This window comes from Bradyrhizobium oropedii, from assembly GCF_020889685.1.
Taxonomy (GTDB): domain Bacteria; phylum Pseudomonadota; class Alphaproteobacteria; order Rhizobiales; family Xanthobacteraceae; genus Bradyrhizobium; species Bradyrhizobium oropedii.
In genome coordinates, this window is record NZ_JACMYO010000012.1 from 60,639 (window position 1) to 74,474 (window position 13,836).

Sequence of the window (13,836 nt, forward strand, 5' to 3'; positions counted from 1 at the left end):
TAAGGGGTTGGCGATGAGATTTTGGCGCTTGGCGGTCCTGATGGCAGCCCTCGTGACCTGGTGCGGAACGAGCGCGCGTGCCGAGACGACGCTTCGCATCGGGCTCGCCGAGGACCCCGACATCCTCGATCCCTCGGTCGGACGCACCTATGTCGGCCGCATCGTCTTTTCGGCCTTCTGCGACAAGCTGTTCGACATTGACGAGAAGCTGAATATCGTTCCGCAGCTCGCGCTGTCCTACGAGAACTCGGCCGACGGCAAGGAGATGACGATCAAGCTCCGGCCGGGCGTCAAGTTCCACGATGGTGAGCCGTTCGACGCCGAAGCCGCCAAATTCTCGCTGGAGCGCCATCTCACGCTGCCGACCTCGTTTCGCAAACCGGAATTGGCCGCGCTCGACCATGTCGACGTCGTCGGTCCCCTGACCATCAAACTGGTGCTCAAGACGCCCTACTCGCCGCTGATCGCCCAGTTGACCGACCGCGCCGGCATGATGGTCTCGCCGAAGGCTGTGAAGGAAGCGGGCGACAAATTCGGGCTGCATCCGGTCTGCGCCGGCCCCTACAAATTCGTCGAACGCGTGCAGCAGGACCGCATGGTGTTCGAGAAATTCGGGGATTACTGGAACAAGGACAACGTCTTCATCGATCGCATCGTGTTCCTTCCCATCGTCGACGCCACAGTGCGGCTCGCCAATCTGAAGTCCGGCGGGCTCGATCTGATCGAGCGCGTGCTCGCCACCGATATCAAGGATGTCCGCGCCGACAAGCGGCTCGTGCTGTCGACCGCACCTGAACTCGGCTATCTCGGCCTCACCATCAACATCGGCAACGACAAGAGCAAGGGGCCGCTCAGCCAGTCGGAAAAGGTGCGCCAGGCGCTCGACCTGTCGATCGACCGGGAGGCGCTCAACCAGGTCGTCTTCAACGGCGAGTTCACGCCGGGCAATCAGTGGGTCAGCCCGACGCATCCGTACTATCAGAAGACGTTTCCGGTTCGGGGACGCGACGTCGCCAAGGCCAAGGCGCTGCTGAAGGAGGCCGGTGTCACGCTGCCCGTCGCGATCGACTACATGGTCCCCAAAGGAGCCGAGAACGAAGCCGTGGCCCAGGTCGTGCAGTCGATGGCGGCCGAGGCAGGCTTCGACATCAAGATCCGCGTGGTCGAATTCGCGACGACGTTCAAGCAGGCCCAGGCCGGCGAATTCCAGGTGTTTCAGATCAACTGGAGCGGCCGGATCGATCCTGACGGAAATTCCTATGTCTTCCTGCACACCAAGGCGCCGCAGAACGACGGCGGCTATTCCAACGCGGAAGCCGACAAGCTGATGGAAGATGCGCGGCTGATCAACGATCCCGCCCAGCGCAAGGCGATCTACGAGAAGATGACCAGGATCGTGCTCAATGACGAGCCGATCATCTATCTCTATCACCGGACGCTGCTGATCGCGCACTCCGCCAAGGTCGAAGGTTACCGGCAGATGCCGGATGGATTGGTGCGCGTGGTCGGGCTGAAATTGAAATGATCGCCACGGCGCAGGGTACGCGGGACCGACAATGCTGAACTTCCTCGCCAAGCGGCTGGCTCAGCTGATCCCGACGCTGTTCTTCGTCTCGCTCCTGATCTTCTCGCTGCAACATCTGCTGCCCGGCGATCCGGCGCTCGTGATGGCCGGCGAGGAGCGCGATCCGGCCGTCATCGAGCAGATCCGCCAGCAATACCATTTGGATCAGCCGATCCCGGTGCAATACGCCTATTGGGTCAAGGGCGTGCTGATGGGCGACTTCGGCGAGTCGCTGCGCAACAAGATGCCGGTATCGAGCCTGATCGCGCAGAAGCTGCCGGTGACGATGCAAATCGCCGGCATGGCGATCGTGGTCGCCTTCCTGATCGGCATTCCCGCCGGCATCATCTCGGCGGTGAAGATGGGCACGGCGTGGGACTACGGCGCCAATTTGTTCGCGCTGTGGGGGATCTCGACGCCGAATTTCTGGCTCGGCATCATGCTGATCTTCCTGTTCTCGGTCGAACTTGGCTGGCTGCCGGCCTCCGGCTACGTACCGCTCAGCGAAAACTGGCGCGCGAGCCTCGCCGCATCCGTCATGCCGGCCTTCGTGCTCGGCAACGCGATCGCCGCGATCCTGATGCGGCATACGCGAAGCGCGATGCTGCAAGTGCTGGAGAGCGACTATGTCCGCACCGCGCGGGCGAAGGGCCTGTCCGAGCGCACGGTGATCCTCAAGCACGCGATGCGCAACGCGCTGACGCCGATCATCACGCTCGGCGCGCTCGAGCTCGGCACGCTGCTGTCGGGCGCGGTGCTCACCGAGCAGATCTTCTCGATCCCGGGCTTCGGCAAGCTGATCGTCGATGCCGTGTTCAACCGCGACTATGCCGTCGTGCAGGGCGTGGTGCTGACGACAGCGACGATCTACATCACGCTCAACCTGATCGCCGATATTGCCTACATCCTCGTCAATCCGCGGCTGAGGGGTTGATCGGATGACCGACGCTGCGCTCAGCACATCCGCTTCGCTTGCCGCCGCCGAGACGCTGGAGAGCCCGGCGCGGCGCGCCTGGCGAAGACTGATGAAGCGCAACGGCGCCGTGCTCGGCCTCGCCGTGATCGCGCTGTTTGTCCTGCTCGCCCTCTTCGCGCCGCTGATCATGCCCTATGATCCGATCGCGACGAGTTGGTCGCTGGTGCGCAAGGCGCCGTCGCTGCAGCACTGGTTCGGCACCGACGAGCTCGGCCGCGACGTGCTCGCGCGAATCGTGTTCGGCGCCCGCGCCTCGCTGCTCGCCGGCGTGATCTCGGTCGGCATCGCGCTTGCGATCGGCGTGCCGCTCGGATTGCTCGCCGGCTATCGCGGCGGCTTCATCGACGCCCTGATCAGCCGCATCACCGATGCGATGCTGGCCTGCCCGTTCCTGATCCTGGCAATCGCGCTCGCGGCCTTTCTCGGCCCGAGCCTTGGCAACGCGATGATCGCGATCGGCGTCTCGGCGACCCCGATCTTCATCCGCCTGACCCGCGGCCAGGTCATGAGCGTCAAGGTCGAGGATTATGTCGAGGCGGCGCGCGCCATGGGCAATCCGCGTTGGCGCATCGCGCTGGTCCACATCCTGCCCAACATCCTGCCCGCGCTCCTGGTGCAAGCGACGCTATCGATCGCCGCCGCAATCATCGCCGAAGCCGCACTGTCCTTTCTCGGCCTCGGCCAGCAGCCACCGGCGCCGTCCTGGGGCAGCATGCTCAACGCCGCCCAACGCTTCCTGACCAGCGCGCCGTGGATGGCAATCTGGCCGGGGCTTGCGATCTTCCTGGTCGTGCTGTCATTCAATCTGGTCGGCGACGGCCTGCGCGACGCGCTCGATCCGAAGGCGCGTTGACACGCCGTCGTCCTATCACAGCAGCGAACGCTCAAACTTCCCCGTCATCCTGAGGTGGCCGCTTCTTCAGCGGCCCTCGAAGGATCGACGGCCCGACTGGGGCCGTGCATCCTTCGAGGCTCGCCCAGCGGCGCAATTGCGCCGCAAGGCTCGCACCTCCAGCGACAAAGGCGAAGCCTTTGCGCGGGGATGACGGAACCACTAGGTGCGCATTCAGCTAGATCACCACTTCCCGCAACACCCGCCTGCAATCCATCTCGTATTCGAGATCGATCACCGGCGGACGGCAGAAGTGCCAGGTCAGGCCGGAGCGCGTGGCGCCGCGGCGGACCAGTTCGTCGACGACCACGGGATGGATGTCGTGCACCGTGTAGGCCTGCACGGCGGTGGTCTCCTGCCAGCCGAAGCTGAACTCGGCAAGACGCCGCTCCATCTCACCGGCGGTAAAGCGGACCTTCTCCCGCCACGCGCCGGGGCTAAGGTCGCGATAGCAAACGATGCGGTCGGGATAGCTGGCGGTGCCACTGCGCGCCTCGGCGCCGCCTGCGATCACGAAGGACGGCGACGTGCTCGTGCTCGGCCGCGTGAACGAGAACGCGTAGAACGAGGGCTCGCTTGGCGGATCGATCTCGGGACAGACATTGCTGCGGGCCACCGGATTGATGGTGCCGTCGAACAGGCCCCATTCGGCGAGCGTCTTGACGTAGTGCTGGTTGAAGGCGCGGAAACCGTCCTCGGTGAAGGCGGCCGGCGAGCGCAATTCGCAGGCGCAGAACGAGGTCAACGGCCGGCCGGCGTCCTTGATGTAGGCCGCGATCCGCGCAAAGCCCTCGGCAAGCGGCACCAGCCGATCGAAGCGGACCCGCTCGATCTCATAGCCGGCGTTCGCCTGCGCGCCGCTGGAATATTGGAATACGGCCGGAATGAACCGGTAATTGCCCGCCGCAAACTCGCTCGCCATGCCTGTTTCCTCCAGATCTTGTGAGGCGGAGCATAGCGTTTTCGAGCGAAGCGGTCTCCCGGTTCGCGTGAAGAAAACGCGTCAAACCAGGGAGTCTTCGGGCCGCCTATCGGTGGAGGCAATCACGAGACAAAGAAAAGGCGGCAGTGGCTTTCGCCAGTGCCGCCTTTCCTGCGAACATGAGCTTGGAGGGCTCAGGTCGGTTTCAATGCGCCCTCGCGGCCGTCGAGTTCGTAGTCGGCGATCTGCTTGGCACGCTCGGAGCGGGCCGCGGCCTGGTGGTCGGTCGCAATCGTCATGTAGACGGCCGGCAGCACGAACAGGGTGAACAGCGTGCCGATCGTCATGCCGGCGACGACCACGAGCCCGATCGAGAAGCGGCTGGCGGCGCCGGCGCCGGAGGCGGTGAGCAGCGGCAACAGGCCGGTGACCATGGCCGCCGTCGTCATCAGGATCGGGCGCAGACGAATCCGGGCCGACATCTCGATCGCCGAACGGCGGTCCAGTCCCTCCTTGAGCTGCAGCTCGTTGGCGAACTCCACCATCAGGATGCCGTGCTTGGTGATCAGTCCGACCAGCGTCAGCAGGCCCACCTGGGTGTAGATGTTCATGGTGGCGACGCCGAAGAACAGCGGGATCAAGGCGCCGACGATCGCCATCGGCACCGAGATCATGATCACGAACGGATCGCGCAGGCTCTCGAACTGCGCCGCCAGCACCAGGAAGATGATGATGATGGCGAACGCGAAGGTGACCAGCAGCTGGTTGCCCTCGTGGACGTACTGCCGGGAGTCGGCGAGGAAGTCGTAGCTGAAGCCGGACGGCAGCTTTTTGGCTTCACCCTGCAGGAACTCGACCGCCTGCCCCATCGAGACGCCGGGCATCGGTACGGCCTGGAAGGTCGACGAGTTGAGCTGGTTGTAGTGGGTCAGCGCGTTCGGATCGACGCCGGTCTCGACCGACACCACCGTCGACAGCCGCACCAGCTGCCCGGTCGTGGTCGGGACGTAGTAGTTGTCGAACGATTCCGGAGCGAGCCGGCTGGCGCGCGGCACCTGCGGGATCACCTGATAGGAGCGCCCTTCCAGGTTGAAGCGGTTGACGTAGTTGCCGCCGAGCAGCGTCGCCAGCGCGCCACCGACCGACTGCATGGTGATGCCGAGGTCGCTCGCCTTGGAGCGATCGACCTTCACCCGGACCACCGGCTGGTTGAAGTCGAGGTCGCTGTCGGTGACGATGAACAGGCCGCTCTTGCGCGCGGCATCCTTCAGCTTGTTCATCTGGTCGAACACCTGCTGGAAGCCGGCCGTCGACGAGATCACCATCTGCACCGGCAGACCGCCGGGGCCGCCCGGCAGCGGCGGCAGGCTGAACGCGAACGCGCTGACGCCTTCGATCTTCGACAGTTCGTTCTGCACCAGCGGCTGCAACGTCTGGGCCGAGCGCTTGCGCTCATCCCACGGCTTGAGCAGCATGCCGGCGAAGCCGCCCTGCGGACCGGTGATGCCGTTCAGGATGAACCGCAGATCGGTCTCGGGAAACTTCTGGAACTCCTTGTCCATCTTGTCGCCGTAGAAATCGATGTAGTCGATGTTGGCGTATTTCGGCGCCTTGGTCACCGCGAACACGATGCCCTGGTCTTCCTGCGGCGCCAGTTCCTTCTGGATGTGCATGTAGAGGAAGCCGACCAGGCCGAGGATGGTCACGGCGAACAGCGCCGTGATCGGGCGGTAGTCGAGCGAACGATCGAGCTGGCGGCCATAGGCGCGCGTCAACGCGCCGAACACGCGATTGACCAGCTTGGCGAACCGGCCCTCTTCCGCGCTCTTGAGGAACACCGAGCACATCATCGGCGACAGCGTCAGCGCGATCACGCCCGACACGATCACCGAGCCGGCCAGCGTAAAGGCGAATTCGCGGAACAGCGTGCCGGTCACGCCGCCGAGGAAGCCGATCGGTGCGTACACCGCCGCCAGCGTGATCGTCATGGAGACGACGGGGCCCACGATCTCGCGCGCACCTTTCAGTGATGCCTGCACAGGTGGCAGGCCCTCCTCGAGATGTCGATGGATGTTCTCCACCACCACGATGGCGTCGTCGACGACGAGGCCGATCGCCAGCACCATCGCCAGCAGCGTCAGCAGGTTGAAGCTGAAGCCGGCGGCCAGCATCAGGATGCAGACGCCGATCAGCGAGAGCGGAATGGTGACGACGGGGATGATCACCGACCGCAGCGAGGCCAGGAACAGGAAGATCACGACGACGACGATCAGCACCGCTTCAGTCAGCGTCTTCTGCACCTCGTCGATCGACGATTGGATGAACTTGGTGGAGTCGTAGGCCACCTTCATCTTCATCGACGGCGGCAAATTGCGCTCGAGATCGGGGAACAGCGCGCGCACGCCCTTCACCAGGGTCAGCGGGTTGCCCTGCGGCGTCGCCTTGATGCCGATGAAGATCGCATGCTCGCCGTTGAAGGCGACGCTGGCGTCGGTCGACTGCGCGGCGAGCTCCACCGTCGCGATGTCCTCGATGCGCACGAAGCCGCCGTCCTTCGCCTTCACGATCATTCGCTTGAACTGATCGATGTTCTGAAGGTCGGTATTGGCCGAGACGTTCGAGACGATGAAGAAGCCCTTGGTCTGGCCGGCGGCCGCCTGGAAGTTGTTGGCGGCGATCGCAGCGGCAACGTCGTTGGGCGACACGCCGCGTCCGGCCATACGGGTCGGATCGAGCCAGACGCGCATCGCAAAGGTCTGGCCGCCGAGAATGTCGGCCGAAGCGACGCCGTCGACCGTCGACAGCACCGGCTGCACGACGCGGGTCAGGTAGTCCGAGATCGCCGATCCGGTCAGCTCTTCGCTGGAGAAGCCGAGATACATCACGGCGATGGTGTCACCGGTCGCCTTGGTCACGACCGGATCGAAGGCTTCCTTCGGGATCAGGTATTTGACCGAATTGACCTTGGCGAGCACTTCAGTGAGCGCCTGGTTCGGATCGTGGTTGAGCTTGACGTAGACCTGGATCGTCGAGGTGCCGAGCACCGAGTTCGACGTCATGTAGTCGACGCCTTCGGCCGAAGCGACCGCCTGCTCGATCGGCGTGGTGATGAAGCCGTTGATCAGCTCGGGCGACGCGCCGGGATACGACGTCGTGATCGTCACGACGGTGTTCGAGAGATTCGGATATTGCCGGATCGGCAGCACCATCGCCGCGCGCAAGCCGATCAAGAGGATCAGCAGGCTGACGACGACCGACAGCACCGGGCGCTTGATGAAAATATCAGTGAAGGCCATCGCCAACTCGATTCGTGTTGTCTGCCGGTTGCGGCAACATGTGGCGGAGGGCCATCAGGCCCTCCGGGTTCAGCTAGTGGAGATCAGTAGCGCGGCGGCTCGGCCGGAACCGGCGGCGGCGGATCGGTCGAGATCGCGACCGCCATGCCCGACTGCAGCTTGATCTGGCCGACGGCAACGACCTTGTCCCCGGCCTTCAGGCCCTTGAGGATCTCGACGCGGCCTTCGACGCGGTTGCCCGTCTTCACGAAGGTGCGGTCGGCGGTCAGGGTGGTCTTGCCGTCCTCGCCCTTCTTCTCGGTGATCAGGAACACGGAGTCGCCGTACAGCGTGTAGTCGACCGCGGTTTCCGGAATGGTCACGACCGGCGGCCTCTCAGGCAGCACGATCGTGGTGGTCGCGAACATGCCGGGCTTGAGGATGCTGTCCGGATTCTGGATCGTCGCCTGGACCCGGATGTTGCGGGTTTCGGTCGCGATCTGCGGTTCGATGGTCGTGATCTTGCCCTCGAAGGTGCGGCCCGGATAGGCGTCGACCGCAACACGCACGGCCTGGCCGACCTTGATCTGCGAGCTCTGCTTCTCGGTTACGGTCAGGTTGGCATACAGCACCGACAGATCGGTCAGCGACACGATCTGCGTGCCGGCCGTCAGGTACTGGCCGACTTCGACCTGGCGAACGCCGAGATCGCCTTCGAACGGCGCGCGCACCAGCTTCTGCGAGATCAGCGCTTCGGTCTTGGCAATGCCCGCCTTGGCCTGGTCGTAGGTCGCCTGCGCGGTGTCGACGGTCGACTGCGGCCCGAACTGGCGCGAGGCAAGCTGCTTGGCGCGGTCGAGCTGCTGCTCGCCCACGGTCGCCTGCGCCTTGAAGCTCGCGAGGTCGCCCTGCTCCGGCGCATCGAACAACTGCACCAGCGGCGTGCCTGCCTTCACATGGCTGCCGGCGGTGAACTGGATCTCGGTGATGCGGCCCGGTACGTCGGTCGTGACGTTGACCTGGTGCACCGCGACGAGATCGCCGACGGCGGTCAGGAGATTCGGAATCACTTCCGTCTTCGCCTCGGCGGCCGTGACGTTCGACGGCGGCGGCTTATTGTTAGCGAAGAACTGCGCGATCATGTGGCTGCGGAAGGCATTGAAGCCGACCAGCGCGCCGACCAGCAGCGCCAGCAACAGGCCTACGATGATGAACCAGCGCACCAGGCGGACGGGGCGCTTGGCTTGCTTTTCCTTGAGCGGTTGTCCCGAGATGTGACTTTCGGTCTGAATATTCATGTCATGCACTTTCTGCAGTTACCGACGGTCCTGCGCTCGGCGACGGCTGGCGGCCCAAATGAGTTGAAATTGCGGCTTCGGTAAGTCCGATGCCGCGAAGAATGAACTGGCAAAGCTGCTGCTCGGCGGCCGCGGCATCGCCATAGGGGAGACATGGTGTCGCAGGCAGCTGCGTCAGTGCGCCCATAAGCACGGTATGATGCGCAAACCAGAACAGGTTGAGCGGCTCGTCGCCGATCCGCGTCGCCTCGCCGGCAGCGATCGCCCGTTCAAGCGAGGCGGCGAAAGTCGGACCGATCAGCTTGCCGACCTTGTCGTAGAGCAGGCGCGCGAACTCGCCATCGTCGAGATGGCTCGTCACCATCAGCCGCATCCGCTGCGCCTCTTCCTGGTCCGGCGCATCGCGCAGCTGCATGAAGTGGCCGACCATGCCCTCCACCAGTTCGACCAGCGTTGCGGTCGACGGCTCCTGGCCGAGCAGATGCGCGAGATCGGGATCCGCCTCGCACTCCTCGGCAAGGATTTCGGCATAGAGAGCCGCCTTCGACGGGAAGTGCTTGAACAGCAATCCCTCCGAAATGGCAGCCGCAGCCGCCACGCTCTTTGTCGTGGTGCCGGCAAAGCCGTTGCGGGCGAAGCATCGCTTTGCAGCGCTCAGGATCAACTGACGCCGCAAGTCACTCGTCATGCGTAAGGTAGACATTTGGGTCGTGAGTAATCACTCACTTTACCAAAAGTCAAGGTTCTATTGCACCGCGAAAGCCACTTTAAATTGGAGTGTGGCCGATCGATCCCCTGATGCGGTTCACGATGTAGGTGCCGTCGCGGCTGGACAGCACGCGCTCCAGATTGGCCCCGTCGATCTTCGCGCTCGCAAACCGCGGCCCTGCCGTAACGTCTTGCAAAGACGAAGCAAAAGCCTCGACCTCCGCCATCGTGCTGATCGCGCGGCTATCTCCGATTCCGCAGGCTTTGGCAACACCGACGAGGTCGGCGGTTCCACCAGTGTGGCTGGTCTGGCCGCCGGTCTCGCCATAGGCCTCGTTGTCGAGCACGATGATCGCGAGGTTTTTGGGCTGCTGCAGCCCGACGGTCGCGAGGCTCCCCATGCCCATCAGCATCTCACCGTCGCCGGTGATCACCACGACCGGCAGGGTCGGCTGGGCCAGCGCCAGGCCGAGCCCGATCATCACCGCGCCGCCCATGCCGCCCCAGAGATAGAAATTGCGGTCGTGGTCGCCGGCCGCGGCGATGTCGTAGGTGGAGGCGCCGAGGCCGCCGATCGCGAAGGCGCCCTTGCGATCCCTGAGCAGTTCGGAAACCACGGCGCGGCGGTCGAGGAGATTGGCTTTGCTCATTTGGTGAAGACCTTTGCCCCGATCAGGCGCTGCGACAGCAGGACGGCGGTTGGCGTGCAGGCGTTGTAGGCCTGCGCCGCGCCGGCCTCGACGACTTCGCGCACCTCGTCAGGGCGCGAGGCGCGCAACACCTTGATCCCCGACAGTTCGAGAATCCCTTGGGTGTTCGAGCCCATCGGCACCTGCCAGGGATTGAACTCGCCCCATTCGCCGCGCATCGTCACCAGCGTGAGGAACGGCAGGCGGAAGATCTGCACCAGCGAGAGCATGTTGATGCAATTGCCGACGCCACTGGATTGCATCAGCAGCACGCCGCGCTGGCCGCCGGCCCAGGCGCCTGCCAGCAGTGCCACGCCCTCTTCCTCGGTGGTCAGCGCAATCCCGCGCATCGAGGACGATCCCAGCACGCGCTCGATCAGCTCGGAATGCCCGGCGTCCGGCACGTAGGGCACCTGACGCACCTCGAAGCGCTGCAATATCGAGAAAATCTCCTCGGGCCAGGAGGCCGCGGTCTCGGCACGGGCATGCATCGGCGTTTCCGGTTCTCTATTGCTTATTGGCCGCGACTGTAGAGGGGCGCGCGTGCTTCATCAAAGCGCAATATCGCATATGGCTCTGCGATTTACAGGCATCGCGCGGCGCGCCTGCGCTGGTCCTCACTTCCCGCAAATTGTGTTGCGCGGCCGCTGCCCGCGGCTTACGATAGTTGCAAATGAAACTAATAAGGGTTGGATATCCGCCATGAACGGGCACGCGCGAGAGCTGGCTGACGGCTTCGACCTGGAAAAGCTGACGCCGGAGTTCTACGCGGACCCTTACCCGACCTATCGCGCGCTGCGCGAGCACGCACCGGTCAAGCGGCTGCCGAACGGCTGCTACTTCCTCACCCGCTACGACGACCTGATCGCCGCGTACAAGAACACCAAGGCTTTCTCTTCCGACAAGAAGAAGGAGTTCCTGCCGAAATACGGCAACTCGCTGCTCTACGAGCACCACACGACGAGCCTCGTCTTCAACGATCCGCCGGCGCATACCCGCGTGCGGCGGTTGATCATGGGCGCGTTGTCGCCGCGTGCCATCGCCGGCATGGAGCCGGACCTGATCGCGCTGGTCGACAGCCTGCTCGACCGGATCGAGACCCGCGACCGCTTCGAGCTGATCGAGGATTTCGCCTCGGCCATTCCGGTCGAGGTGATCGGCAATCTGCTCGACGTGCCGCATGACGAGCGCGAGCCGCTGCGCGACTGGTCGCTTGCGATTCTCGGCGCGCTGGAGCCCGTGATCGCCAAGGACGCGTTCGACCGCGGCAACGATGCCGTGAAGGATTTCCTCGCCTATCTCGAAACCCTCGTTGAACGCCGCCGCGCCAAACCGGGCAATCCCGAGCGCGATGTGCTGACGCGATTGATTCAGGGTGAGGAGAATGGCGAGCGGCTGACGGCGAAGGAATTGCTGCACAACTGCATCTTCCTGCTCAACGCCGGCCACGAGACCACGACCAACCTGATCGGCAACGGGCTGGTGACGCTCAGCCGATACCCCGAAGAGAAGCAGCGGTTGATCGCGCAGCCCGAGCTGATCAAGACTGCGGTCGAGGAGATGCTGCGCTACGAAAGCTCGAACCAGCTCGGCAACCGCATGATCGTGGAGGAGACCGAGCTCGGCGGCATCAAGCTGCCGGCCGGTACGCTGGTCACGCTGTGCATCGGCGCCGCCAACCGCGACCCCGGACAATTCCCCAACCCGGAAGGCTTCGACGTCGCGCGCACGCCGAACCGCCACCTCGCCTTCGGCACCGGCGCGCATCAATGCGCAGGCATGGCGCTGGCGCGCCTCGAAGGCGCCATCGCGATCTCGCGATTCCTTCAGCGCTTCCCGAACTATTTGCTCGACGGCGAGCCGGTGCGCGGCGGCCGGGTTCGCTTCCGCGGCTTCCTCAGCGTGCCATGCAGCATCAACGCCTAGGACAGGTTATCGCCTCCTGCGAATTTGGCCGGTGACTCCACTTCCCTGTGGAGGAACTGATGCCCAAATCAGCTGTAGGCGCGCATTGATGTAATCTGGCGCGCGACAGCGGGAGTGACGCAGGATGAGTCCATCGGTCACTGATCTCCTCGCAACCGAAGCGCAGTTCGGCACCTACAATTACGAGCCGATCGGGGTCATGCTGTCCCGCGGCGAAGGCGTCTGGGTCTGGGACACCGATGGTAACCGGTATCTCGATTGTCTCTCCGCCTATTCGGCGGTGAGCCAGGGCCACTGTCATCCGAAGATCCTGGCAGCAATGATCGAGCAGGCGCATCGGCTGACGTTGACCTCGCGCGCCTTCCACAACGACCAGCTCGCTCCCTTCTACCGCGAGCTCGCAGAGCTGACCGGCTCGCACAAGGTGCTGCCGATGAACAGCGGTGCCGAAGCGGTGGAGAGCGCGATCAAGTCGGTGCGCAAATGGGCCTATGAGGTCAAGGGGGTGCCGGACGGACAGGCCGAGATCATCGTCTGCGCCAATAATTTTCACGGGCGCACGCTCGGCATCGTCGGCTTCTCGACCGACCCGGCATCGCGCGATCACTTCGGCCCGTTCGCGCCGGGCTTCAAGATCATCCCGTTCGGGGATGCCGCGGCACTCGAGCAGGCGATCACGCCGAACACCGCGGCCTTCCTGGTCGAGCCGGTGCAGGGTGAAGCCGGCGTCATCATTCCCCCGCCGGGCTATTTCGCGCGCGTGCGCGAGCTGTGCACCGCGCGCAATGTGATGCTCGTGCTCGACGAGATCCAGACCGGGCTCGGCCGCACCGGCAAGCTGCTCGCCGAGCAGCACGAGGGCATAGAGGCCGACGTGACGCTGCTGGGCAAGGCGCTATCGGGCGGCTTCTATCCGGTGTCGGCGGTGCTCTCCAACAACGCCGTGCTGGGCACGCTGCGGCCGGGCCAGCACGGCTCGACCTTCGGCGGCAACCCGCTGGCCTGTGCGGTGGCGCGCGCAGCGTTGCGCGTGCTGGTCGAGGAAGGCATGATCGAGAACGCGGCGCAACAAGGCGCCCGCTTTCTCGCCGGATTGCAGGACATCCGTGCCAACGTCATCCGCGAGGTGCGCGGGCGCGGTCTGATGCTGGCAATCGAACTACACCCGGAAGCCGGCGGCGCCCGCCGCTACTGCCTGGCGCTGCAGGCGCGCGGCATCCTCGCCAAGGACACCCACGAGCACACCATCCGCATCGCCCCGCCGCTGGTGATCACGGCCGACCAGGTCGACTGGGCGTTGGAGCGGATCACGGCTGCGCTGACGCAGGATGTCTCCTGACGGTTCCCTGCGTCGGAAGACCGCACCGTCGGCTACGGCCAACAAGAACGATTTCGACGTCTGTGCGTTGAAGCTCTGCGGGCAGGTATGGACGGAGAGTCGCGCTCATGCCTTGCCGTCGCGCTGGACTTATTGTCTTTTTGATTCTTGCCTCAATGCTCGTGGCGAGCGGCGGCGCGTCCGCCCAGCCGCACGAAAAGGGTGGACCGGCGGCACGTCCAGCCGCACCGCCAGCGATGGCGCGTCC

11 protein-coding genes are annotated in these 13,836 nt (G+C 64.5%); 5 read left to right on the forward strand and 6 right to left on the reverse strand.

Annotation, left to right across the window (positions count from 1 at the left end):
- Window positions 1–13: 13 nt before the first annotated feature.
- The 3 genes from H8A95_RS05980 to H8A95_RS05990 are packed head-to-tail and all read left to right on the forward strand — an operon-like array spanning window position 14 to window position 3,393.
- Window positions 14–1,525 carry an ABC transporter substrate-binding protein gene (locus H8A95_RS05980; RefSeq protein WP_229182330.1) on the forward strand — a complete coding sequence of 504 codons (1,512 nt, stop codon included), beginning with the start codon at window positions 14–16 and terminating at the stop codon, window positions 1,523–1,525.
- A gap of 31 nt (window positions 1,526–1,556) precedes the next feature.
- Window positions 1,557–2,498, forward strand: coding sequence for an ABC transporter permease (locus tag H8A95_RS05985; protein ID WP_163153030.1), 942 nt, complete (start codon window positions 1,557–1,559; stop codon window positions 2,496–2,498).
- Between the two features lie 4 nt (window positions 2,499–2,502).
- A complete protein-coding gene (locus tag H8A95_RS05990; RefSeq protein WP_229182331.1) occupies window positions 2,503–3,393 on the forward strand; it encodes an ABC transporter permease in 891 nt (296 codons plus the stop codon).
- Between the two features lie 217 nt (window positions 3,394–3,610).
- On the opposite strand, the gene cnbZ is transcribed toward H8A95_RS05990, so the two are convergent.
- The 6 genes from cnbZ to H8A95_RS06020 all read right to left on the reverse strand — a co-directional run bounded on the left by cnbZ (window position 3,611) and on the right by H8A95_RS06020 (window position 10,815).
- Window positions 3,611–4,354: a 2-amino-5-chloromuconate deaminase CnbZ gene (cnbZ, locus tag H8A95_RS05995; protein WP_229182332.1), complete on the reverse strand. Its 744-nt coding sequence runs from the start codon at window positions 4,352–4,354 to the stop codon at window positions 3,611–3,613.
- 194 nt (window positions 4,355–4,548) lie between these two features.
- Entirely contained in the window at window positions 4,549–7,650 is a 3,102-nt protein-coding gene (locus H8A95_RS06000) for a multidrug efflux RND transporter permease subunit (protein ID WP_229182333.1), read from the reverse strand.
- Between the two features lie 83 nt (window positions 7,651–7,733).
- Window positions 7,734–8,927, reverse strand: coding sequence for an efflux RND transporter periplasmic adaptor subunit (locus H8A95_RS06005; protein ID WP_229182334.1), 1,194 nt, complete (start codon window positions 8,925–8,927; stop codon window positions 7,734–7,736).
- Between the two features lies 1 nt (window position 8,928).
- On the reverse strand, window positions 8,929–9,630 hold the full coding sequence (locus H8A95_RS06010; protein WP_163153035.1) for a TetR/AcrR family transcriptional regulator: 702 nt from the start codon (window positions 9,628–9,630) through the stop codon (window positions 8,929–8,931).
- A 64-nt stretch (window positions 9,631–9,694) separates the two neighbouring features.
- Window positions 9,695–10,285, reverse strand: coding sequence for a thiamine pyrophosphate-dependent enzyme (locus tag H8A95_RS06015; RefSeq protein ID WP_229182335.1), 591 nt, complete (start codon window positions 10,283–10,285; stop codon window positions 9,695–9,697).
- Window positions 10,282–10,815: a thiamine pyrophosphate-binding protein gene (locus H8A95_RS06020; RefSeq protein WP_163153037.1), complete on the reverse strand. Its 534-nt coding sequence runs from the start codon at window positions 10,813–10,815 to the stop codon at window positions 10,282–10,284. The genes H8A95_RS06015 and H8A95_RS06020 overlap by 4 nt, the downstream gene beginning before the upstream one ends.
- Window positions 10,816–11,026: 211 nt before the next feature.
- On the opposite strand from H8A95_RS06020, the gene H8A95_RS06025 reads away from it, so the two are divergent.
- Together H8A95_RS06025 and rocD are read left to right on the forward strand one after the other, a co-directional pair.
- On the forward strand, window positions 11,027–12,250 hold the full coding sequence (locus tag H8A95_RS06025; protein ID WP_229182336.1) for a cytochrome P450: 1,224 nt from the start codon (window positions 11,027–11,029) through the stop codon (window positions 12,248–12,250).
- Window positions 12,251–12,374: 124 nt separating this feature from the next.
- Window positions 12,375–13,589: an ornithine--oxo-acid transaminase gene (gene rocD, locus H8A95_RS06030; RefSeq protein WP_229182337.1), complete on the forward strand. Its 1,215-nt coding sequence runs from the start codon at window positions 12,375–12,377 to the stop codon at window positions 13,587–13,589.
- Window positions 13,590–13,836 lie beyond the last annotated feature (247 nt).

Excerpts from the sequence above, each read along its gene's own strand:
- H8A95_RS05980 (WP_229182330.1), top strand. The coding sequence starts at position 14 with ATGAGATTTTGGCGCTTGGCGGTCCTGATGGCAGCCCTCGTGACCTGG.
- H8A95_RS05985 (WP_163153030.1), top strand. The coding sequence starts at position 1,557 with ATGCTGAACTTCCTCGCCAAGCGGCTGGCTCAGCTGATCCCGACGCTG.
- H8A95_RS05990 (WP_229182331.1), top strand. The coding sequence starts at position 2,503 with ATGACCGACGCTGCGCTCAGCACATCCGCTTCGCTTGCCGCCGCCGAG.
- cnbZ (WP_229182332.1), bottom strand. The coding sequence starts at position 4,354 with ATGGCGAGCGAGTTTGCGGCGGGCAATTACCGGTTCATTCCGGCCGTA.
- H8A95_RS06000 (WP_229182333.1), bottom strand. The coding sequence starts at position 7,650 with ATGGCCTTCACTGATATTTTCATCAAGCGCCCGGTGCTGTCGGTCGTC.
- H8A95_RS06005 (WP_229182334.1), bottom strand. The coding sequence starts at position 8,927 with ATGAATATTCAGACCGAAAGTCACATCTCGGGACAACCGCTCAAGGAA.
- H8A95_RS06010 (WP_163153035.1), bottom strand. The coding sequence starts at position 9,630 with ATGTCTACCTTACGCATGACGAGTGACTTGCGGCGTCAGTTGATCCTG.
- H8A95_RS06015 (WP_229182335.1), bottom strand. The coding sequence starts at position 10,285 with ATGAGCAAAGCCAATCTCCTCGACCGCCGCGCCGTGGTTTCCGAACTG.
- H8A95_RS06020 (WP_163153037.1), bottom strand. The coding sequence starts at position 10,815 with ATGCATGCCCGTGCCGAGACCGCGGCCTCCTGGCCCGAGGAGATTTTC.
- H8A95_RS06025 (WP_229182336.1), top strand. The coding sequence starts at position 11,027 with ATGAACGGGCACGCGCGAGAGCTGGCTGACGGCTTCGACCTGGAAAAG.
- rocD (WP_229182337.1), top strand. The coding sequence starts at position 12,375 with ATGAGTCCATCGGTCACTGATCTCCTCGCAACCGAAGCGCAGTTCGGC.